The 22,091-nt window shown below is 64.5% G+C and carries 17 protein-coding genes; 16 read left to right on the forward strand and 1 reads right to left on the reverse strand.

The genetic code is table 11. From position 1 onward, the window contains the following. The first annotated feature begins 76 nt into the window (after positions 1-76). The 3 genes from KYG_RS02380 to KYG_RS02390 all read left to right on the forward strand — a co-directional run bounded on the left by KYG_RS02380 (position 77) and on the right by KYG_RS02390 (position 3,152). Positions 77-961, forward strand: a complete 885-nt coding sequence (locus tag KYG_RS02380) for a methyltransferase (RefSeq protein WP_008903221.1) — start codon at positions 77-79, stop codon at positions 959-961. A 26-nt stretch (positions 962-987) separates the two neighbouring features. Next, positions 988-1,590 carry a class I SAM-dependent methyltransferase gene (locus KYG_RS02385; protein WP_008903222.1) on the forward strand — a complete coding sequence of 201 codons (603 nt, stop codon included), beginning with the start codon at positions 988-990 and terminating at the stop codon, positions 1,588-1,590. Between the two features lie 128 nt (positions 1,591-1,718). After that, on the forward strand, positions 1,719-3,152 hold the full coding sequence (locus KYG_RS02390; protein WP_237707188.1) for a glycosyltransferase family 39 protein: 1,434 nt from the start codon (positions 1,719-1,721) through the stop codon (positions 3,150-3,152). A 49-nt stretch (positions 3,153-3,201) separates the two neighbouring features. On the opposite strand, the gene KYG_RS02395 is transcribed toward KYG_RS02390, so the two are convergent. Beyond that, positions 3,202-6,939 carry a methyltransferase domain-containing protein gene (locus KYG_RS02395; RefSeq protein WP_008903224.1) on the reverse strand — a complete coding sequence of 1,246 codons (3,738 nt, stop codon included), beginning with the start codon at positions 6,937-6,939 and terminating at the stop codon, positions 3,202-3,204. Between the two features lie 68 nt (positions 6,940-7,007). On the opposite strand from KYG_RS02395, the gene KYG_RS02400 reads away from it, so the two are divergent. From KYG_RS02400 to KYG_RS02460, 13 genes are all read left to right on the forward strand, one after another. Beyond that, on the forward strand, positions 7,008-8,105 hold the full coding sequence (locus KYG_RS02400; protein ID WP_008903225.1) for a glycosyltransferase family 4 protein: 1,098 nt from the start codon (positions 7,008-7,010) through the stop codon (positions 8,103-8,105). Next, the gene (locus tag KYG_RS02405) at positions 8,102-9,181 is read left to right on the forward strand and encodes a DUF1972 domain-containing protein (RefSeq protein WP_008903226.1); all 1,080 of its coding nucleotides are present in this window, start codon (positions 8,102-8,104) and stop codon (positions 9,179-9,181) included. The genes KYG_RS02400 and KYG_RS02405 overlap by 4 nt, the downstream gene beginning before the upstream one ends. 30 nt (positions 9,182-9,211) lie before the next feature. Further along, positions 9,212-10,312: a glycosyltransferase gene (locus KYG_RS02410; RefSeq protein WP_008903227.1), complete on the forward strand. Its 1,101-nt coding sequence runs from the start codon at positions 9,212-9,214 to the stop codon at positions 10,310-10,312. A 75-nt stretch (positions 10,313-10,387) separates the two neighbouring features. Beyond that, the gene (argB, locus tag KYG_RS02415) at positions 10,388-11,278 is read left to right on the forward strand and encodes an acetylglutamate kinase (protein ID WP_008903228.1); all 891 of its coding nucleotides are present in this window, start codon (positions 10,388-10,390) and stop codon (positions 11,276-11,278) included. Positions 11,279-11,470: 192 nt separating this feature from the next. Further along, positions 11,471-12,166 (forward strand): response regulator transcription factor, encoded by a 696-nt coding sequence (locus KYG_RS02420; RefSeq protein ID WP_008903229.1) that lies wholly within the window; start codon positions 11,471-11,473, stop codon positions 12,164-12,166. Positions 12,167-12,256: 90 nt separating this feature from the next. Continuing rightward, the gene (locus KYG_RS02425; RefSeq protein ID WP_034692796.1) at positions 12,257-13,705 is read left to right on the forward strand and encodes a sensor histidine kinase; all 1,449 of its coding nucleotides are present in this window, start codon (positions 12,257-12,259) and stop codon (positions 13,703-13,705) included. A gap of 203 nt (positions 13,706-13,908) precedes the next feature. Further along, entirely contained in the window at positions 13,909-14,571 is a 663-nt protein-coding gene (slmA, locus tag KYG_RS02430; protein ID WP_034692798.1) for a nucleoid occlusion factor SlmA, read from the forward strand. Positions 14,572-14,736: 165 nt separating this feature from the next. Further along, positions 14,737-15,477: a TetR/AcrR family transcriptional regulator gene (locus tag KYG_RS02435; RefSeq protein WP_008903232.1), complete on the forward strand. Its 741-nt coding sequence runs from the start codon at positions 14,737-14,739 to the stop codon at positions 15,475-15,477. A 4-nt stretch (positions 15,478-15,481) separates the two neighbouring features. Beyond that, positions 15,482-17,278, forward strand: coding sequence for an acyl-CoA dehydrogenase C-terminal domain-containing protein (locus KYG_RS02440; protein ID WP_008903233.1), 1,797 nt, complete (start codon positions 15,482-15,484; stop codon positions 17,276-17,278). 45 nt (positions 17,279-17,323) lie between these two features. Further along, positions 17,324-17,761: a DUF2147 domain-containing protein gene (locus tag KYG_RS02445; protein WP_034692800.1), complete on the forward strand. Its 438-nt coding sequence runs from the start codon at positions 17,324-17,326 to the stop codon at positions 17,759-17,761. 120 nt (positions 17,762-17,881) lie between these two features. Next, positions 17,882-20,284: a 3-hydroxyacyl-CoA dehydrogenase/enoyl-CoA hydratase family protein gene (locus KYG_RS02450; RefSeq protein WP_008903235.1), complete on the forward strand. Its 2,403-nt coding sequence runs from the start codon at positions 17,882-17,884 to the stop codon at positions 20,282-20,284. Between the two features lie 11 nt (positions 20,285-20,295). Beyond that, positions 20,296-20,805, forward strand: coding sequence for a DUF4442 domain-containing protein (locus KYG_RS02455; RefSeq protein WP_034692827.1), 510 nt, complete (start codon positions 20,296-20,298; stop codon positions 20,803-20,805). 15 nt (positions 20,806-20,820) lie between these two features. Further along, on the forward strand, positions 20,821-22,020 hold the full coding sequence (locus tag KYG_RS02460; RefSeq protein ID WP_008903237.1) for an acetyl-CoA C-acyltransferase: 1,200 nt from the start codon (positions 20,821-20,823) through the stop codon (positions 22,018-22,020). Positions 22,021-22,091: the final 71 nt, after the last annotated feature.

Below are 22,091 nucleotides of genomic sequence, written 5' to 3' on the forward strand. Positions count from 1 at the left end.
TGGCACTTGACGCTTATGCAGTAAGCGCTGGCAGCTATTATTTTTGATGTTCTGATGATGGAAGTGCGGGTTCACCATGACGATTTCTGACTCCCCCATTGCGCCGGACTGGTTGGCGCAAGCGCAGGCGCTGATTGCTAAGGGCGACAAGGCGGGCGCCGCCGCATTGCTGCGCCCTGCGCTTGGGTGGGCTGAGTCGCGTCTTGTAGCGCACAACTTGATGGAACGGAACGCGCTGCCCGGGGCGTTTGCCGAGTGGATGGGCTGCCCGTGCGAAATTGCGCAGGCGGACGACATTTACCGATTCTTCGAAGCGCATCCGCTCAGCAACAACCCGCTGCGTGACTACCTGGCGGACGGCTGGCGAACCATGTCGGAACTGGTTCTGCTGTTGGAAGAGGTTGACCACCCCCTTCTGCGCGCCCAGAGCGTGCTGGAGTTCGCAAGTGGACATGGCCGGTTCACGCGGCATCTTGTGAAGGCCTTGGGGGTGGACCGTGTGGTGGTGTCAGACGTGGTCGAGGATGCGGTGTGCTTTGCACGCGAGACGTTTGGCGTGCAGGGTTTTGTATCAGCTCCTGTCCCGGAGCAGGTGCAGTGGGATCGGCAGCACGATCTGGTGTTCGTACTGTCCCTGTTCAGCCATCTGCCCCATGCCACCTGGTCCCGCTGGCTTGAGCGGATTTATGGCATGGTGTCGCCCGGTGGGGTGCTGGTGTTCACCACGCACGGCGCCGAAGCAGTGCGCAAACAGGGGGTTGTGCTGGACGAAAACGGCTACTTCTTTGCGCCTTCGAGCGAGTCGCAGGCGATAGATGGGCAGGAGTACGGCACCACCTTTACATCTGAAGCCTATGTGCGGGCGCATATCGCCGACCATTTGCGCGGTGCGACGCTGCTCAAGTTTGCGCCTCGCCAGTTCTGGCACCACCAGGATGCGTACGTAGTGAAAAAACCGTAGGTCTCGTGGCCCAACAAGGATAAAAAATGCACAAGAGTTCACTGGCCCACGTGCAAGGGTTGGTACACAAATATCTATCTGCCAGCACCAGCACGCCGCTGAATATCATTGACATTGGCAGCTACGACGTCAACGGCAGCTATAAGCAGTTCTTCCTGCATCCTGCATGGCAGTACACCGGTGTGGATCTGGCTGCCGGGCCGAACGTGGATGTGGTGTTGCAGTCGCCTTACCGGCTGCCCTTTGCCAGTCATTCGGTGGATGTCATCGTGTCGGGCCAGGCCTTTGAGCATGTGGAGTTCTTTTGGCTGACCTGGATGGAGATGGTGCGGGTGCTCAAACCGGGTGGGCTCATCTTTTTGCTGGCGCCGTCTCGCGGGCCAGAGCACCGTTACCCGCAGGATTGCTGGCGGTTTTATCCTGATGCTTACCGCGCGCTGGCCAAGTACACCAGCATGGAACTGCTGGCGGTGAGCACCGACTGGGAGCCCCATGCCGATCCTGAGAGCGCGCCTTGGGGCGACACGGTGGGCGTGTTCCGCCAGCCGCCGCTGTCGCTGGCACAGCGCTGGCGGCGCAGGTTGATGCAACAGTTGCGCTACTGGACAGTGCCTGGCTATCGCACATGATGGGTGGGGCCGCACGGGCCTGGACTGGGCGGAGTGTAGCGATGCTCTGCGTCTTGGCTGTTCTGTCTGCTGGGTTGCGCTTTTATGCGCTGGGTGCGCAGGGGCTATGGTCCGATGAGCTGTTTTCCGTGTCCATCATCACCCAGGTGGGGGATGGGAGGCCGTGGTACAGCTATGTACCCAAGCTTTTCCCTGATTTGCGGATCGGGGATTCTGCGCTGACCTGGAAGGCCGGCGAGAACTCGCCTCCGCTTTTTGAAGCGCTTTTGTGGCTGTGGACAAGGGTGTTCGGTGTGTCCGATTTTGCCGTGCGTGCCTTGAGCGCGGTGGCGGGGAGCCTGGCGCCGTTGGTCCTGTTCGTAGGGCTGAGACGCCCCTTGGGCCCGTGGGCGGCGGGTGCCGCGGCGTGGCTGTTCGCACTGTCGCCTTCGGCGGTCGCCTATGCGCAGGAGGCGCGTGGGTACGGGTTGCTGATGTTGTTGGCGACATGTGCGGTGGTTCGGGTGGTTCGTTACGCCCTGGCTGCGCCAGGCCCTCAAGATAAGGGCGCCAGCTTCGGATGGGACGTGGCGCTGTATGTGCTGTTGTCATACACGCACTACACGGGGCTGGTTCTGGCATGCGGGCTGGTGGCCTTGCGCTTTGTGGTGGCGTGCTGCCAGGGAAGGCCCTTGCGGGAGTTTGGGTGGTTTGCCTGGGTACCATTGCTGTTGGCGCCATGGCTGTACCTGAACTGGTTTTCGATGGCCGAGACAGGTACAGGGCGTTTTGGTTGGCGCGACTATGGCTGGCCAGATGTCTGGGATTTGATGCTGCCAAAGGCTGCGGCCTATTTCATGCCTGGGGCCTATACGCTTTGGGCGATGCTGGGGGTTGCTGTGGTGGCCGCCGTGTGGGGGCGCTGGAAGGCGGAGCATGTCCCGCAACTGAGTGTGCGCTGGCTACTGGCGGTTGCGTTTGCGGGCATGGTGGCGGTGCACTTCGGCTATGGCATCTATACCGCGTTTCATGCAAGGGTGTGGCACGAGCGGTATTTTTCGGCCATGTTGCCGGTGGGCATGGCGCTGTTCGCAGTGCTTTTTTCACTGGCCGGGCGCCAACGCTTGTTGACGGGCTTGGTGGTGCTGGCGGGTTGCATGGTGAGCCTGTCTGCGGTGCTGGCGTCTTATGAGAAGCCCTGGAAGGAGGAGTACCGCGAGGCTTCGCGCTACATCGCCCACAATGCGCAAGGTACGCCTACAGTTGTGGCTACATGGGCGCCCAATGCCATCTACTTCAACTATTACCTGCGTGGTTTCATGGCCGAGGCGGGCAAGGCCTATGCTCTGACAGCGGTGGGCGCGCAGGACGATGTGCCGCAGGGCGTCGGCACGCTGTGCCAACACCCGTGGGCACCTGGCGAGCAGGTGGTGCTGTTTCAGCATCAGATGCACCGGCTGTATTTCGATATGGTCAACCGCCAGTGTGCCGGAGCCCTGAAGTGGGTCTCAGGGCGAGAGTTTAGAGGTGTCTTCGTTGATTTTTATGAAGCGACTGGTGAGCCGCCGCAAGCGTCGCAATAGTTGACCTTGTTGAAAAAACTCTAATTACTTCTGAAGACCTATCAAAGAATTAGCCACGTAGCCACATCTTCACCCGCCGTTGCCAGGGTGCCGGAATAGCCCGTGCGACGTCCCGCAACAGGGGCAGTGACCGCAGGTAAACGAGTGCGCTCAGTGTCCCCGAACGCGCGCCTTCAGCGGCAGTGGGTTGCGCCTGGAAAGCGGCCAGGGCAGCGACGGTCAAGGGAGGGGTATCCACCGTCGGCGGAGCGGGTGGTAGATCTTTGAGGTAGTTGCTCTGATAGTTCCAGTGCGGCGCGTCAGGCACGTGCTGCTGGGCGGCTGGGAGACCGGGTGGGACGGCCGGGGCAAAGTGTTGGGTGCGAATGGTGGAGAAAAAATGTGTCCATCCCCTGCCATCCTGGCCCCAGGGGCAGACCCAGCTCCAGGGGCGATCCGCCACGCGCTCGGCAAATGCGCCAATGTCGGGCACGGCCACGGGCAGGCCTGCCTGCAGGGCGGCGCTCAGGGTGTAGCTGTAGGTTTCCGGCCATTGCGCAGGGAACCAGGCGATATCGGGCTGTAGCCAGGCGAGCAGGCCGGGCAGATCCTCATCTTGGTATGCGCCATGCACCGTGAGCGCGGCGCGCGGTTGCGTACGCAGGGCGCGGTAACTGTAGCCCAGCAGGTGAAATTCGATGGGAGCGCCGCTGCGGGCGGCTTCGAGCGCGGCAGCTTCCAGAACCTCTGCGCCCTTGATGGCACTGAGCGCGCCAATGACGACGATTTTGAGTTTTCGGCCCGGGGGCGCCAGTGGCTCGGGCGCGGGTGAAGGCAGGTGGGAGCCCGGTAGCACATCGGTATGCGGAACCGTGTGGAGGCGGGCAGCCGGGGCAAATGCCCGGATGCGGTCCGCAGTGTCATGGCTGGGCGCAAACACATGGCGGGCGCCGCTGAGAAGGCGGGCGTTGGCACCGCGCCAACGGGCCACATCGCCTTCCAGGGGGGCGGGGTCGCCGGGGGCGCAGCAGGCGCATTGGCCGGGGGCAGGCTCGCCTTCGTAGCGGTCGCTGGTGCCAGTGAGGGTGATGTGGGTGCAGTAGCTGTAGAAGTCGTGCGCGGTGAAATCGTAGGGCACGCCGAGCAGGGCCGGCAGGTCGCGCACTTCCTGGCCGTGGCCGAGCAGGTGGTGGTAGTGCACATGGCACACGCCGAGGTGGCGCAGGACGTTCAGCAGGTCTTCCCATTGGTCCTGCAGGCGAAAGGCGAGTTCGAAACCTTCGCGCGGATCGGCCATGCGCAGGCGCACGGTGTCATCGGAGCCGGGGGTGAGGGTGAGGAACTGCGCCATGCCTGCAAGGTGTGCGGCGAGCTCGCGCACATGGCGCACGGTGCCCCCTGCGCGGTCGTGCAGCACGGCGAGCACGGTGGGCAGTCCGGCATCGCGCAGGCGGGCTACGTCGAGCGCCAGGCGGTAGGGGCCGGCGGGGTCATCCTGCACGAAGGCGTGAACTTCGCGCGCGTAGCGTGGGTGCAGGCGGGCAAGGGTGGCCATGGCGGCGCGTTCGCGCGGGCTCTTGCTGTCGCCAAAGCTCACGCCACCGGTGTGCAGCACGAAGGTGTCCAGCAGATGCAGGTTGCGCCAGCCCTTGTGGGCGGCGCGCTGGCAGAAGTCGTTTTCTTCGCCGTAGCCCTTGCCGAAGTTTTCGGTGTCGAACAGGCCCACATCCTGCAGGCTGTCGCGGCGGATGTACATGCAAAAGCCAACGCCGGTGGGCACATCTACCACCGCGCCGGGGTGGGTACGGGCGCACAGGGCGTCCATGCGGGCGGTGTCGTAGCCGGCGGGCAGGGGGTTGTCTTCGCAAAAGCGCGGGTAGCTGCAGATGGTGGCGTTGGTGGAAAACGGGGTGACGCTGGCGACCTTGGCGTCGCCGTAGGCAGCGGCACGGATGCGGTCGAGCCAATCGTTGGCCACCTCGGTATCGCTGTTGAGCAGCAGCACATCGTTGCTGTCAGACAAGGCCATGCCCCGGTTCACGGTGCCGACAAAGCCGAGGTTTTCGGGATTCTCCAGCAGAGTGATGCGCTCGTCCTGTGCGGCGCGCTCGCGCAGCCACTGTGTGACTTCGGGCTCGGGGCTGCAGTCATTAATGACGATGAGGCGGTACGCGGCGCGCACAGGACTGGCGAGCACGGAGTCGATACACAGGCGCGTGTCGGCCAGGCCGCGATAGACCGGGACGATCACGTCCACGGGGTGGGGCGTGGGCGGCACGGGTTGGGCCGCGGGCCGCTGCGCAGCCTGCGGCTGGGGGGGCGTGCGGCCCAAAAGCTGGTTCAGCCCCCGCTTGGCGGTGGCCAGGGGGCGGGTGGCGCGGTACACGAGGGAGTTTTCCAGAGTCTTGAAGTGGGCGGTGAGTTCGCTGTGCTCGGCTTGCAGGCGGGCGAGCTCGTATTGCAGGCGCGTGGCGTTGCGCTGGAATTGTGCGGATTCATTTTGAAAGCTGGCACTTTGTGCGCGGCTTTCGTCCAGTGCGCGGGCAAGGGTGTGCATGTGCTGCAGTTCGCGGCGCTGCTCCGCAATACGGTCTTGCAGCGGGAGCACGGTGGCGGACAGCGCCAGGTAGTCGGCGGACAAGGGCCAGCCCAGGTCCACCTCCAGGTGCGTGGCGCCTGCGAGTTGCGCTGCGGGGGCGGGCAGCTCGAACCAGGGGTCGTCCCCGGTGAGCAGCAGCAGGGCCGGGCTGGAGGCGGGCAGCGGGCCTTGCCAGAGGATCTGCTGGTGCGGTGTGTTCGCCAGCAGCGAGCCCGTGGACTGGGCGGCGTTCCATTGCCAGAGGGGCTGGCCCTGCGCATCCAGCAGGCGCAGGGCGTGCAGATGCAGGAAGCCGGGCCGGTCTGCGGGGTCCAGGCGCACCGCGGTGAGGGGGGCGCTGCCTTCGGGTAGTGTGAAGCGCAGGGTCTGCTGCGTTTGTCCCATGATGCCGGTGGCGGTCTGTTTGCTATCTTCTTCGTAGCTGCCGCCGCAGGCTACATAGAGCCGGGCGGTGAAAAGGGCATGTGCTTCCAACGGATCGGGCGTGCCCTGCTGGTCGTGTTCGACCACTGCCAGCACGGGCTGGGCGACGCCGATGAACTGGTAGGTGAGCGCGTCGGGTATGGCCAGCAGGTAGCGGGCCACGGCGGGCGGAAGCTGGTCAAACTGGGCCTTGAACTCGGACTCGGGCATTTCGCGTCGGATGGTCTCGAGCGATTGCACGGCCCAGCGTTCCTCGCCCAGAAAACGGGCCAACGAGCGGCGCGTGAAGAAACGCAGGTGCGTGCGGTCGAGCAGCCCCTCCTCGCGGTAGCGGAACTCGCCCTGCAGCAACTCGGCCACCAGACCCGCATAGCCAGCGTTGGGTACGGACACCAGCAGCCTGCCGGTGCCGGGCTTGAGCAGCTCGCGACAGGCGGCGAGCACGCGTTCGGGGGCCCGCAGGTGCTCCAGCACGTCCGCGCAGACGATGTAGTCGTACTGACCCGCGGCAAACGTCGCCAGCAGGTTGCAGGTTTCCAGGTCGGCCACGACCACGTGGCGGTAGTGGGGGCGGGCGTGGGCCGCTTCGGCTTCGCTCCAGGTGAGCCCGTCGCTGTTGCATTGCCGGGTTTCGCGCAGGTACTGGCCCAGGGCGCCGCTGCCGCAGCCCAGGTCGAGCACGGTGGCGCCGTCGTGGACGAGGCTGGCCAGGACGGAAAGGGAGGTGCGCTCGTCCGGGCGGATGCTGCGCAGGTAGACGTGCAAATCCTCGATGTTCTGTGTCATCCCGGAATTATGCCGGGGGGGCGGGCAGTGATAATCGTGGGTTCGCTGACAGGCGCTGTTCAGGTTTCATGATCGTTTTCATTCATTTGCTCAATGACCGCTCTGGCAGCCCCAGGGTGCTGGGTCATGCAATGCAGGCGCTGGCGGTGCAGGACCCCATGCAACTGCTTTATCTAGGCAGTGGGGGCGACGGATTTCTGGGCGAAATGGTGCCCCAGGCGAGGCGATATGCCTACCGGCGTGGCACGAATCGCTGGGCTACGCTCTGGGCCTATCTGCGCAGCCAGTGGGAGCTGTGGCGCGGTTTGCGCCGGGCACGTGACATTGATAGCGGCGCGCTGCTGTATGTGAACACGCTACTGCCGTTTGCCGCCTCTTTGTATGGCCGGCTGAGTGGGCGGCGGGTGGTGTGCCATTTGCACGAGGTGTCCCTGCGCCCACGCATGCTGCAGTGGTTTTTACTGCGGGTTGCCACCTGGTCTGCGTACCGCGTGATTTGTGTGTCGGACTTTCAGCGTCGCAGGCTTGGGCTTGGAGATTTGCCGAATGTGCGAGTGGTAGCCAACAGCGTTGACGCTGCGATGTTTGACGCAGGGATGCGATGTGTTTACACATCTCGCCGCGCAGGCGTCTTTCGTGTCTGCATGCTGTGTGCCCTGCGCGATTACAAGGGCGTGCCGGAGTTCGTGGAGCTGGCGCGTCGTTTTGCTGACAGTGTTGACGTGGAGTTTGAGTTGGTGGTGAGCGACAGCGCTGATGCCGCGCAGCGGTACTGGACCGAACGGGAGGCTCTGCCGGCCAACCTGTGCGTGAGGCACGCGGTGGCGGACACCTCGCAGGTCTATGCCCGGGCCAGCCTGGTGGTCAACTTCTCGCGCGTGGACCGGTGCGAGGAGACGTTTGGGCTCACGCTGCTGGAGGCCATGGCATTCGGCGTGCCTGTGATAGCGCCACCGGTGGGTGGGCCGGCCGAGCTCGTAGTGAACGGCGTGCATGGGTACCTGGTCGACTCACGCAACGCCGATGCCCTGTGGTCTGCCGTGGAGCGGCTCGCGGGTGACGAGGCGCTGTGCCAAAGCTTGTCGCGTCAGTGCCGTATGCGTGCTGAGGCGCTGTCGCCGGACGTGTTTCAGTCAGAGATCCGCCGTGCGGTGTTTGACGCATGAAAAGAATCTTCATTGTGGGCAGCGCTGGCATCCCTGCTTCGTACGGCGGGTTTGAGACCCTGGCGGAGAACTTGGTGGTGTACCGGGAGCAGCAGGGAATTCCGGTGGAGCTGACCGTGGTTTGCAGTGGGCGGACCGGGGGAGTGAAACCGTCGGCGCTCCGAGGAGCGAAGCTTGCCTATGTGCCGCTCCCGGCAAACGGCATGGCAAGTGTTGCCTACGATGCGTGGTCCCTTGCACTGGCGGTGTACAGGTGCGCCGATGTGGTGTTGCTGCTGGGCGTATCGGGCGCGATAGCGTTGCCCCTGGTGCGCTGCTTCGGGCGGACTCGGGTGGTGACCAATATTGACGGTATCGAGTGGCATAGAGCCAAATGGGGATGGCTGGCGCGAAATTTTTTGCGTTTGTCAGAGTGGTTGGCAGTGCGTTGTTCGCACACGGTCGTGGCCGACAATCAAGGTGTGGCGGAACACGTGGCATATCACTATGGGAAGTCATGCAGCGTGATCGCCTATGGCGGAGACCACGCCGTACAGGTGGCCAACCGCCCCTATCCCGCTGCTTTGCCGCCTCGCTACGCGTTGGCCATTTGCCGCATCGAACCCGAAAACAATGTGGCAATGATTCTGGACGCGTTTTCGCGCACATCAGAGTTGCCGCTGGTTTTTGTAGGCAACTGGAATGCCAGCCCCTTTGGCCAGCGTCTGCGCGAACGCTACCAGGCTTTCGGGCACCTGGTGCTGGTGGACCCTGAATACGATACCGGAGCGCTCAAGACTTTGAGAGAGGGCGCGAGCCTGTATGTCCACGGCCACTCGGCCGGTGGTACCAATCCTTCGTTGGTGGAGATGATGCATTTCGGAGTGCCTGTGGCGGCATTTGATTGCGTGTTCAACCGCTACACCACCCAAGGCCATGCGATCTATTTCGCAGATGCACAAGGGCTGCTTGAGGCTGTTGCCGTATTGCCCGGTCTGGAAGCCGCAGCTGCGGGAGCGCGGATGCGCGAAATGGCGCGTCAGGACTACACCTGGAGCAAGGTGGGGGCGCAATACTTCGAGGTGCTTGCACTTTGATACAGGCGCGGCGCGTAACATCCGCACTCCATGATCTGGCTGTCCTTTATTAGTTTCCTTTTGACCCTGTTCGTTTCTGCAGCCATCGTTCGGTGGCTCGGGGAGCGGGGTGTGGAGTACGGTGACGCCATGCCGCAACGCTTTCATGTCGGTGAGGTGCCGCGTCTTGGCGGCGTAGCACTGCTGGCTGGTGTCGTCGCCAGCTGGTTGCTCGGCGTGTGGCAGACCGGCCGGGGCGACCCCGGTTCCCTGCGGCTCGGAAACTGGGTTTTTCTGTGGATCGTGGTGCTGCTACCTTCGGTACTAGGCGGCATCGCGGAAGATATGACACAGCGGTTGGCGGTGCGCTATCGCCTGGTACTGACCGGGGCGTCGGGCATTTTGGCGGTAACGCTGCTGGACCTGACGCTGCCCCGCCTCGGCTGGCCAGTGGCTGACGCACTGCTCGGCGCTGCTCCCTGGATCGGCATCGGGATTGTGGTGCTGGCAGTGGCCGGCCTGCCCCATGCCTTCAACATCATCGATGGCTACAACGGCCTTGCGGGAATGGTGGCCCTCATCGTCTGTCTGGCACTGGCCCATGTGGCTTTGCAAGTCGGAGACCGCGCGCTGGCGGCGATGCTGGTTTGCACCGCCGCTGCCACCGGCGGTTTCCTGGTCTGGAACTACCCGCGTGGCATGTTGTTTGCAGGTGACGGGGGCGCTTACGTGTGGGGCGTGGTGATCGCGCTGGCCAGTATTTCCCTGGTGCAGCGCAACGCCGATGTGTCGCCGTGGTTTCCCATGCTTTTGCTGATCTACCCGGTGTGGGAGACGGTGTTCTCGATATATCGCAAAGCCGTGCGGGGCGTGTCGCCCGGGGTGGCAGATGCGCTGCACTTTCATCAGCTGATCTACCGGCGCATCGTGCGCGGGGTGTTCCACGACGATGAGTCCCGCCGCATGCTGATGCGCAACAACCGCACCTCCCCCTATCTGTGGGGCTTTACCTTGCTGACTGTGGTGCCGGCCGTGCTGTTCTGGAGCAATACGCCGCTGCTGATGGCGTTTTGCGGGCTGTTTGTGGTCAGCTATGTGATGGCGTATTTCGCCATCGTGCGCTTCAAGGTTCCGCACTGGTTGCGCCACTGAAGCTGGCTGTGCTCGCGACGCTGGCGAATGCGGCACAATTTGCGCCTCACAGTTTTCTCCGGATGGCCCGCCTCCATGACCGACCTTCTTTCGATTGCCCCGCGCGACAAGGCTGAAATCCTGGCCCAGGCGCTGCCCTACATCCGCAAGTTCCATGGCAAGACCATGGTCATCAAGTACGGCGGCAACGCCATGACCGACCCGGCCCTGCAGGCCGATTTTGCCGAGGATGTGGTGCTGCTCAAGCTGGTGGGCATGAACCCCGTGGTGGTGCACGGTGGCGGCCCGCAGATCGAGACGGCGCTCAACCGCCTGGGCAAGAAGGGCGAATTCATCCAGGGCATGCGCGTGACCGATGCCGAGACCATGGAGGTGGTCGAATGGGTGCTGGCCGGCGAGGTCCAGCAGGACATCGTGGGCCTGATCAACCAGGCCGGTGGCAAGGCGGTGGGCCTGACCGGGCGCGATGGCGGCATGATCCGCGCGCAGAAGCTCAAGATGGTGGACAGCAAGAATCCCGCCATCGAACACGACGTAGGCCAGGTGGGCGACATTGTTTCCATCGACCCGAGCGTGGTGAAGGCGCTGCAGGATGACGCCTTCATTCCGGTGATCAGCCCCATCGGTTTTGGCGAAAACAACGAGAGCTACAACATCAACGCCGACGTGGTGGCCAGCAAGCTCGCCACGGTGCTGCAGGCTGAAAAGCTCATGCTGCTGACCAACACGCCGGGCGTGCTGGACAAGGCAGGCAATCTGCTCACCGACCTGACTGCCCGCGAGATCGATGCCCTCTTTGCTGACGGCACCATTTCGGGTGGCATGCTGCCCAAGATTGCGGGCGCGCTGGATGCTGCCAAGGCGGGGGTGCATGCCGTGCACATCATCGACGGCCGGGTGCCGCATGCCATGCTGCTGGAAATCCTGACCGATCAGGCCTACGGCACCATGATCCGTAGTCATTGATGAACACCCCCCTGAGTCGCTGCGCGCCTTCCCCCCTCTCTTGCATTGCTGCGCAACGCGGAGGGGGGACACCGCCAGCGCGGCGGGGCTGCCCTTGCGCGGCGGTCGCTGGCTTGGGTCGCGTGCAATGCAAGCGCTGTGCCTGTTGCATGGGCCGCATCAATGCGACTCATTAGACGCAGAGGATGAACCATGCGCCTGCTTTTGGTCGAAGACGACATCATGGTGGCCAGCGGCATCAAGCTGGGGCTCACGGACGCCGGTTATGCCGTGGACTGGGTGGGCAGCGGGGAGCGCGCGGAGGAGGTGTTGCGCGCTGAATCGTTCGACGCGGCGATCATCGACATCGGCCTGCCTGCCATGGACGGGCTGGAGCTGACCCGCCGCCTGCGCCGCCCCGACATGGTGAGCCCGGCGATGCCGGTGCTGATCCTCACAGCGCGCGACGCGCTGCACGACCGCGTGCAGGGCCTGGACCTGGGGGCTGATGACTACATGGTGAAACCTTTCGAGCTGCCCGAGCTGCTGGCGCGGTTGCGTGCCCTGCTGCGCCGCTCGCAGGCCGCCACCACGGCGGTGCTGAACTTCGGGCCGCTGGAGCTGGACACGGCAGGCCGCCGTGCCAGCGTGCGCACCGCAGAGGGTGAACAGGTCATCGAACTGGGCCCAAGGGAGTGGACGGTGCTCGAATACCTGCTCATCAACGCGCCCAAGCCTGCCAGCAAAGACAAGCTGCTGCAGGCGCTCACCGGCTGGGACAAGGAGATCACGCCCAACGCGGTCGAGGTGTATGTCTCGCGCCTGCGCGGCAAGCTGGAGCCTCATGGCGTGGCGCTGCGGTCCATCCGCGGCTTTGGCTATCGGCTGGAGCTGCAGGCGGCTGCCTGAACCGGGCCCGGCAGGCTGCCCTCCATCCCGGTGACGCGCATGACGAAGCTGGACCGCACCACCCCCTTCCAGCGGCCTGGGTTGCGCGCGATGACCTCCGATCTGCGCAACCGGTTGCTCCTGTTGCTGGTGCTGCCCCTGTTTGCCTTGGCTTTGGTGGGGGTGTGGCTGGACTACCGCTCGGCCGACGAGGCCGCCGGGCGGCATGACCAGCGCCTGCTGCGCTTGCTCCCGGCGCTGGCCGATTCGGTGCTGGCGCCTTCGATCCGTGACAGCGAGCCCCCGCTGTTGTTGCTGGCACCGCCGGTCGAGGACTTCCTGCGCCAGAACGCCGGGTTTGCTGCGTACAGCGTGCGCGACACCTCGGGCCGCCTGCTGCTGGGCGATGCCTGGGTCAACAGCGCGGTACCGGGCACACACGAGCCGGAGTTCCACAGCGCTGAATACGGCGGCGTGACCTACCGCGTGGCGGTGCAGCGCGGGCGAACCGGGGCGGGGGAGCTGGTGGTGGCGCTGGCCGACGGTTCCGACCCGCGCCAGCAATGGGCCCAGCAGCTGTTGCTGCGGGTGCTGTTGCCCAATCTGGTGCTGGTGGCCGCGGCGGCGCTGGCCATCCACTGGGCGGTGGGGCGTGCGTTCAAGCCGCTGGTGGACTTGGCCGAGGCGGTGGAGCACCGATCGCCGCGCGACCTGAGCCCCATCGACGAGGCCTCGTCCCCCGCCGAAGTGCGCCCGCTCGTGCATTCGCTCAACCGCCTGTTTGCGCTGGTCAATGCCCAGGCCGAGGCGCAGCGCCGTTTCGTGGCCGATGCGGCCCACCAGCTGCGCACGCCGCTGGCCGGCCTGCAGTCGCAGGTCGAGGCCTGGGCCATGATGGCCAAGGCGGCGGCACCGCCCCGGGTTGCGATTCCCAATTCTGATAGAAAAGTGCCTCCAGCGCATGACAGTAAAGCGCAAGGCGCTATTATTTTAGGAGTTGAGCAAATTGAAAAGCTGCGCAACGCCACGCGTCGCACATCGCAGCTCGCGCACCAGTTGCTGGCGCTGTCGCGCGCCGATGCGCGCAGCCTGGACGCGCAGGCCCCCCAGCGCATAGACCTGAAAGACCTGTGCGAAACCCTGCTGGAAACGTTTCTCGACCCCGCCACGGGCAAGGGGCTGGACTTGGGCCTGGAAGTCGAGCCCGTGCACGTCACCGGCCACGGCTGGCTGCTGCGCGAACTGCTCTCCAACCTGGTGGACAACGCCATCAAATACACCCCGCCAGGGGGCGTGGTCACCATACGCTGCGGCATGCGCCAACGCGCGGGTACGCCCCGTGTGTTTCTGGCGGTAGAGGACGACGGCCCCGGCGTACCCGACGCCGAGCGTGGCCGGGTCATGCAACGCTTTTACCGGGTGCCCGGCACACTGGGCGAGGGCACAGGTCTGGGGCTCGCCATTGCCGACGAAATTGCGCGCGTGCACGGGGCATCCCTCAAGTTGGGGGCTGGCGCGCATGGTCGGGGGCTGCTCGTAACGGTGCTGTTTGCAACGTAGCGGTCAGCGCGCAGCCGATACAAAGCAGTTCTTTGGGACGTGCCGGTGTGGCACGAGCCAGCGTGGGGACTGTTTGAACCCTGTGCGAGAATCATTTCCACACATGATTTACGCCCTGCCGCAGACCGGCGCATGCCCTGTGGCGTGACGCCGGGCACAGGGCGCCACTGGCCGCATGGCCCCATCCCAGCCCCTGTTCCTGCATGTCTGAACTTTTGCCCCTTCCAGAGCCAGCCAGTACCGACGATGTGGGTGAAACGCCCGCGGCACGCAAGCGGCCCAAGCCCGGCGAGCGGCGGGAGCAGATCCTGCAAGCGCTGGCGGCCATGCTGGAGCAGCCGGGGGCAGAGCGCATCACCACGGCCGCGCTGGCTGCACGCCTGTCGGTCAGCGAGGCGGCGCTGTACCGCCACTTTGCCAGCAAGGCGCAGATGTTCGAGGGGCTGATCGACTTCATCGAGCAGACCGTGTTCACCCTGGTCCAGCAGATCACCGGCCGCGACGTGCCCGACCCGGACCAACCCGCCGAAGTCGGCAGGCGCCAGGCCGCACGCATCGTGGCGCTGCTGCTGCAGTTTGGCGAGCGCAACCCTGGCATGGTGCGGGTGATGGTGGGGGATGCGCTGGTGTTCGAGCACGAGCGCCTGCAGCAGCGCATGAACCAGTTTTTTGACCGCATCGAGTCCACCCTGCGCCAGTGTCTGCGTGCGGGGGCTGCGGGCTCTGCCACCCCCACGGTCGATGCCCAGGTGGCGGCCAGCGTGCTGGCGGCGTTTGCCGTGGGTCGCCTGCAGCGGTATGCGCGTTCGGGGTTCAAGCGCCTGCCCACTGAGCACCTGGACGCCAGCCTCGCGCTGATCCTGTAGCCAGGCGGCCGGGCAGGCCTGTCGCGGGCAGCTGCTGGCTGACCCATGGCGGGGTGGCGTGGCAACAACGGTGGATTTTGGGCGGGCTCCCTATTTTTCCCGGGGGTTTTGGCGGGGGCGGAATTTGCTGCAAAATAGAACGAACGTTCGTTTTTATTTGCCTGCATGCCTCCCACCTCTTCCCCCAGCCCGGTCACCCGCATCCCGCGCGCTCGCAGCGGGACCGGCCGTGCCCTGCAAAAAGGCCAGCAAACCAAGGCCGCCATTGTCGAGGCCGCCTTGGGGCTGGCCACGCACATCGGGCTGGAGGGCTTGTCGATCGGGGCGCTGGCGGATGTCACGGGCATGAGCAAGTCGGGCGTGTTTGCCCACTTTGGCTCGCGCGAAGAGCTGCAGATCTCCGTCATCCGCGAATACCACACGCGCTTCGAGCAGGAGGTGTTCTACCCCGCCATGTCCGCCCCGCGCGGCCTGGCGCGCTTGTCGGCCATGTTCGACAACTGGATGAAGCGCACCTCCATCGAAATCGACTCGGGCTGCATCTACATCAGTGGTGCGGTCGAGTTTGATGACCGTACCGGCCCCGTGCGCGACGCACTGGCCAGCTCGGTACTGACCTGGCATGCCGCCATGCAGCGTGCCATAGAGCAGTGCAAAGGCCTGGGTGAGCTGCGTGCAGACACCAACGCCGAGCAGATGCTGTTCGAGATCCACGGCCTCATCCTGGCGCTGCACTATGAAGCACGGTTCCTGCAGACCCCCGGCTCCATGGGCCGCGCCGTGCAGGGCTTTCACAACATCCTGGCGCGTTACAGCGCCGGAGCGCAGGCTGCTGCCGCGCCGGCCGACCCGGCTGGCTCCCGGCGCCGCAAAGTTTCCACCCAAACCATCCCATCCAAGGAGTAAACCCATGCCTACCTATACGCCGCCCCTGCGCGACATGCAATTCGTCATGCACGAAGTGTTCAAGGTCAGTGATGAATTCAAGGCCTTGCCTGCCCATGCTGACGTGGATGTGGACACCATCAACGCGGTGATCGAGGAAGCCGGCAAGTTTGCTGCCGAAGTGGCCTTCCCGCTCAACATCAGCGGCGACACCGAAGGCTGCGTGCTCGACAAGGCGACCCACGAAGTGAAGACCCCCACGGGCTTCAAGGATGCCTACGCCAAGTACGTCGAAGGCGGCTGGGCGGCACTGAGCTGCGACCCGGCCTACGGTGGCCAGGGTCTGCCCTTCGTGCTGAACCAGTGCCTTTACGAGATGATGAACTCGGCCAACCAGGCCTGGACGATGTACCCCGGCCTGAGCCACGGCGCCTACGAAGCCCTGCACGCCCACGGCACCGACGCACAGAAGGCGCTGTACCTGCCCAAGCTGACCAGCGGCGAGTGGACCGGCACCATGTGCCTGACCGAACCCCACTGCGGTACCGACCTGGGCCTGCTGCGCACCAAGGCCGAACCCCAGGCCGACGGCACCTACAAGCTCACCGGCAACAAGATCTTCATCAGCGCGGGCGAGCACGACATGGCCGCCAACATCGTGCACCTGGTGCTGGCCCGCCTGCCCGATGCGCCCAAGGGCAGCAAGGGCATCAGCCTGTTTGTCGTGCCCAAGTTCCATGTCAAGGAAGACGGCTCGCTGGGCGAGCGCAACCCGATCTTCTGTACCGGCCTGGAACACAAGATGGGCATCCACGGTAACGCCACGGCGCAGATCGCGCTGGACGGCGCCATTGGCACCATGGTGGGCCAGCCCAACAAGGGCCTGGCCGCCATGTTCGTGATGATGAATGCCGCCCGCCTGGGCGTGGGCAACCAGTCGCTGGGCCTGACCGAGGTGGCCTACCAGAATGCGCTGGCCTACGCCAAGGACCGTATCCAGATGCGTTCGCTCAGCGGCACCAAGGCCAAGGACAAGGATGCCGACCCGATCATCGTGCACCCCGATGTGCGCAAGATGCTGCTCACTGCCAAGGCGTATGCCGAGGGTGGCCGCGCGCTACAGATCTTCTGCACGCTGCTGCTGGACAAGGTGCACAGCCACCCCGATGAAAAGGTGCGCAAGGACTCCGAAGAACTCGTGGCCCTGCTCACCCCCATCGTGAAGGCCTTCATCACCGACAACGGCCACATTGCCACCAACTCGTGCATGCAGGTCTTCGGCGGCCACGGCTTCATCAAGGAGTGGGGCATGGAGCAGTACGTGCGGGACAACCGCATCAACATGATCTATGAAGGCACCAACACCATCCAGTCGCTGGACCTGCTGGGCCGCAAGGTGCTGGGCAACCAGGGCGCCACGCTGAAAAAGCTGGGCAAGCTGATCGGCCAGCTGGTGGAAGAAGAAGGCGTGAACGAGAAGATGGCCGAGTTCATTAACCCGGTTGCGATGCTGGGCGACCAGATGACCAAGTTCACCACCGAGATCGGCTTCAAGGGCATGCAGAACCCCGACGAAGTGGGCGCTGCCGCCGTGGACTACCTGCGCGTGGCCGGCCACCTGGTGTTTGGCTACCTGTTTGCCCGCATGGCCCAGGTCGCCCTGCGCGAGATCGCCGCTGGCAACACCGACCCCTTCTACGGCGCCAAGCTGCAGACGGCCCGCTTCTACTTCGCCAAGCTGTTCCCCGAAACCGCCACGCTGATGCGCACGGCGCGTGCCGGCAGCAAGGTGCTGATGGACACCGATCTGGCACTGGCCTGATCAGTCATGGGTGCGGATTTCAAGTCTTTTTGCCACGGAGCGCTTATGTATAAAGCGGTAGCAGCTATTGTTTTGGTAGCAAGTGCCTTGCCGGCCTGGGCGCAGATGACGCCCGAAGGCCTGTGGCGCAACGTCGACGACAAGACCGGTGAGGCCAAGGCCGAAATCCGCATCCGCGACATCGGCGGCGGCGTGCTGAACGGGGCGCTGGAAAAGCGCCTGACCAAAGACGCCAAGCCCGAGGATGTGTGCAATGAGTGCACGGACGACCGCAAGGGCAAGCCGCTGCTGGGGCTGGAGATCATCCGCGCCGCCAAGAAGGCCGAGGGCAAGGATGTGTGGGAAGGCGGCAAGATTCTCGACCCCGAGAACGGTCGCAACTACACCCTGCGCATGACCCCCATCGAGGGCGGCAAGAAGCTCGAAGTGCGGGGCTCTATCGGCCCCTTCGGTCGCACGCAGACCTGGATCCGCGTGCAGTAGCGCTGCTCGTCTTTCACAAAACCCCGCTCGCCCTGAGCTTGTCGAAGGGCCTGGATGCAACCCCCTCGCCACGGCTTCGACAAGCTCAGCCCGAACGGATTGATTGAACCTATTCAAACCATGTCCAGATTTCAAGTGAAAAAAGTCGCCGTGCTCGGCGCAGGCGTGATGGGCGCGCAGATTGCCGCCCACCTCGTCAACGTGAAGGTGCCCGTGGTGCTGTTCGACCTGCCTGCCAAGGAAGGCCCGAAAAACGGCATCGTCACCAAGGCCGTCGAAGGCCTGAAGAAGCTCAAGCCTTCGCCCCTGGGCGTGGCCGACGACGCGGCGCTGATCCAGCAGGCCAACTACGAAGAGCACATGCACATGCTCAAGGAATGCGACCTCGTGATCGAGGCCATTGCCGAGCGCATGGACTGGAAGCTTGACCTGTACACAAAAATAGCGCCCCACGTGGCCAAGCACGCCATCCTGGCGTCCAACACCTCGGGCCTGTCGATCACCAAGCTGTCCGAAGTGCTGCCCGAGAGCATCAAGCCGCGTTTCTGCGGCATCCACTTCTTCAACCCACCGCGCTATATGACGCTGGTGGAGCTGATCAACACGCCCACCACCCAGCCTGAAGTGCTCGACCAGCTCGAAGCCTTTGTCACCAGTGGCCTGGGCAAGGGCGTGGTGCGCGCGCACGACACGCCCAACTTCGTCGCCAACCGCGTGGGCATCGCCGGCATGCTGTCCACGATGAAGGAAGTCGAGAACTTCGGCCTGACTTACGACGTGGTGGACGACCTCACGGGCAAGAAGCTCGGCCGTGCATCCAGCGGCACCTTCCGCACTGCCGACGTGGTGGGCCTGGACACCATGGCCCACGTCATCAAGACGCTGCAGGACAACCTGAGTATTGAGACGGACCCGTTCTACGAAAGCTTTGGCACGCCCGCCGTGCTGAAAAAGCTGCTGGAGCTGGGCAACCTGGGCCAGAAGACCAAGGCAGGCTTCTTCAAGAAGGTCGGCCGCGATGTGATGCGTTTCGAGCTGGAAAGCGAAGAGTACGTGCCCGCCGGCCAGAAGGCCGACGAGGTGTACGCCCGCATGCTCAAGAAGCCCGCTGCCGAGCGCCTGCGCCTGCTGCGCAATGCCGAAGGCGCGCCCGGCCAGTTCCTCTGGGCCATCCTGCGCAACAGCTTTCACTACGCAGCCGTGCACCTGGGCACCATTGCCGACAACGCCCGCGACGTGGACCAGGCCATGCGCTGGGGCTTTGGCATGAAGCAGGGCCCCTTCGAGCTGTGGCAGGAAGCGGGCTGGCTCGACGTGGCGAAAATGATTCAGGAAGACATCGACGCCGGCAAGGCGCTCTCCAAGGCGCCGCTGCCCGAATGGGTGTTCAAAGGCCCCGTGGCCGACGCCGGTGGCGTGCACACGGCACAAGGTTCGTGGAGTGCATCGCAGAACAAGTTTGTGCCACGCCGCCAGTTGCCGGTGTACGAGCGCCAGATCTTTCCCGAGGCCTTGCTGGGCGAGTCCAACCTGCCCGACTGGCGCACCGCAGGCACGACCATCGCCGAGTCCAAGGCGCTGCGCACCTGGACGTTGGATGGCCAGGTGCTGATCGCCAGCATCAAGAACAAGATGCACGCCATCAGCCCCGAAGTGATGGAAGCGCTGATGGAAGGCCTGGAACTGGCCGAGGCCGAATACCAGGGCATGGTTATCTGGTCCGGCGACGCGCCTTTCAGCGTGGGTGCTGACCTGGAAGCCACCATGCCCGCTTTCATGGTCGGCGGTGCCGATGCTGTGGAAAGCATCGAGCAGGAGCTGCAAAACCTGATGATGCGCATCCGCTACGCGCAGGTGCCGGTGGTGGCTGCCATCCACGGCATGGCGCTGGGGGGAGGGTGCGAGCTGGCCGTGTATTCGGCCAAGCGCGTGGCCCACATGGAAAGCTACATCGGCCTGGTGGAAGTGGGCGTGGGCCTGGTGCCCGGCGCCGGTGGCCTGACCTACATCGCCCGCCGTGCGGCCGAGAACATGGCGGCCTCGACGGGCAAGGACATCCTTCCGTTCCTGACCGAAGGCTTCACCGCCGCGGCCATGGCCAAGGTGGGCACCAGCGCTCTGGAGTCGCGCAAGCTCGGCTTTTTACTGGACAGCGACATCATCGTGCCGCACAAGGACGAGCTGCTGTTCGTCGCCATCAACGAAGCCAAGTCCATGGCCGCGAGCGGCTGGCGTGCACCGCACAAGCGATTGTTCCCCGTGGCGGGCCGCAGCGGCCTGGCCACCATCAAGGCCCAGCTGGTGAACATGCGCGACGGCGGGTTCATCAGCGCCTACGACTTCAAGATCGGCGCCATGATCGCCGAGGTGGTCTGTGGTGGCGATGTGGATGCGGGCGCCCTGGTGAGCGAGGAATACCTGCTCACGCTGGAGCGCAAGGTGTTCTGCCACCTGATCGCCCAGCCCAAGACGCACGAGCGCATTCTCGGAATGCTCTCCACGGGTAAGCCTGTCCGCAATTGACCGGTATCACCATGACGGGCCAAGCCCCCAACAAACTCCAGCGCTCGCTGATGCGTCTGGACGAAGCCCCCGCCTTCATGCGCGGCTTCGTGCAGAACATCATCCTGCGCCGGGCCGTGCCCTTTACCGGTACGGCCGGGGTGAAGTTCGTGTCGCTCACGCCCGAGCGGGTCGAGGTGCACCTCGCCAACGAGCACCGCGTGCAGAACCACATCGGTGGTGTGCATGCCTCGGCCATGAACCTGCTGGCCGAAACAGCCACGGGCATGGTGGTGGGCATGAACGTGCGCGACGACTGCATCCCGCTGGCCAAGGAGCTGAGCATGGCGTTCAAGAAGCGCGCCACGGGCGGCCTCAAGGCCGTGGCCACGCTCACAGCCGAGCAGCGCGCTGCCATGCAGGCCAGCGACAAGGGCGAGGTTCAGGTGAAAGTCACCGTGACCGACGAAGCCGGTGTGGAGCCGGTCGAATGTGTATTTACGTGGGCCTGGGTTCCTTCCAGCCGCCCCCCCAAGAATTGAAGGAGTGTCAACACCATGGCTCAAAAACAAGTCCAGGACGCCTACATCGTTGCTGCCACGCGCACGCCCATCGGGCGCTCGGGCCGCGGCTATTTCAAGAACACCCGACCCGACGACCTGCTGGTCGCCGCCATCAAGAGCGCCATGCTGCAGGTGCCCACGCTCGACCCCAAGGCGATTGAAGACGCCATCATTGGCTGCTCCTTCCCTGAAGGTGAGCAGGGCATGAACATGGCCCGCATTGCCGTGGGCCTGGCGTTCAACCACCCCGTGGGCGGCGTGACCGTGAACCGCTTTTGCGCATCCGGCATCACCGCGCTGCAGATGGCCGCCGACCGCATCCGCGTGGGCGAGGCCGACGTGCTGATCGCTGGTGGCGCCGAGTCCATGAGTCTGGTGCCCATGGGTGGCAACAAGCCGTCGTTCAACCCCGAGGTGTTCGCCCGCGATGAAGACGTGGGCATTGCCTACGGCATGGGCCTCACGGCCGAGAAGGTGGCCCAGCAGTGGAAGGTGAGCCGCGAGGCGCAGGATGCCTTCGCCCTCGAATCCCACCTGCGTGCCATCAAGGCACAAAAGGCGGGTGAGTTCACCGACGAAATCACACCTTTCGAAATCGTGGAGCGGTCGCCCAACCTCGCTACCGGCGAAGTGGTGGAAAAGCGCCGCACCGTGAGCCTGGACGAAGGCCCGCGCCCCGACACGTCCCTGGAAGGCCTGGCCAAGCTCAAGCCCGTGTTTGCGGCACGCGGCAGCGTCACGGCGGGCAACAGCTCGCAGACCAGCGACGGCGCGGGTGCACTGATCGTGGCCAGCGAAAAGGCCGTGAAGCAGTTTGGACTGACGCCCCTGGCGCGTTTTGTGAGCTATGCAGCGCGCGGCGTGCCACCGGAGATCATGGGCATTGGCCCCATCGAGGCCATTCCTGCGGCCCTGCGTTATGCGGGTCTCAAGAGCGATGACATTGGCTGGTACGAGCTGAACGAAGCGTTTGCGGCGCAGTCGCTGGCCGTCATCAATACGCTGGGGCTGAACCCTGCGAACGTGAACCCGATGGGTGGTGCGATTGCGCTGGGGCACCCGCTGGGGGCTACGGGTGCGATTCGGGCGGCGACGGTGGTGCATGCGTTGCGTCGGCACAAGCTGAAGTACGGGATGGTCACGATGTGTGTAGGAACAGGCCAAGGCGCCGCCGGCATCATCGAAGCTTTGTGAGTTAGCTGGCTACTGCGCGGGCCATCTGCGTCGTTGGGCCGAGTGGGGAGGCAAGGGGCCCCACCCCCTTG

The sequence above is a fragment of the Acidovorax sp. NO-1 genome (genome assembly GCF_000238595.1).
GTDB lineage: Bacteria > Pseudomonadota > Gammaproteobacteria > Burkholderiales > Burkholderiaceae_C > Acidovorax.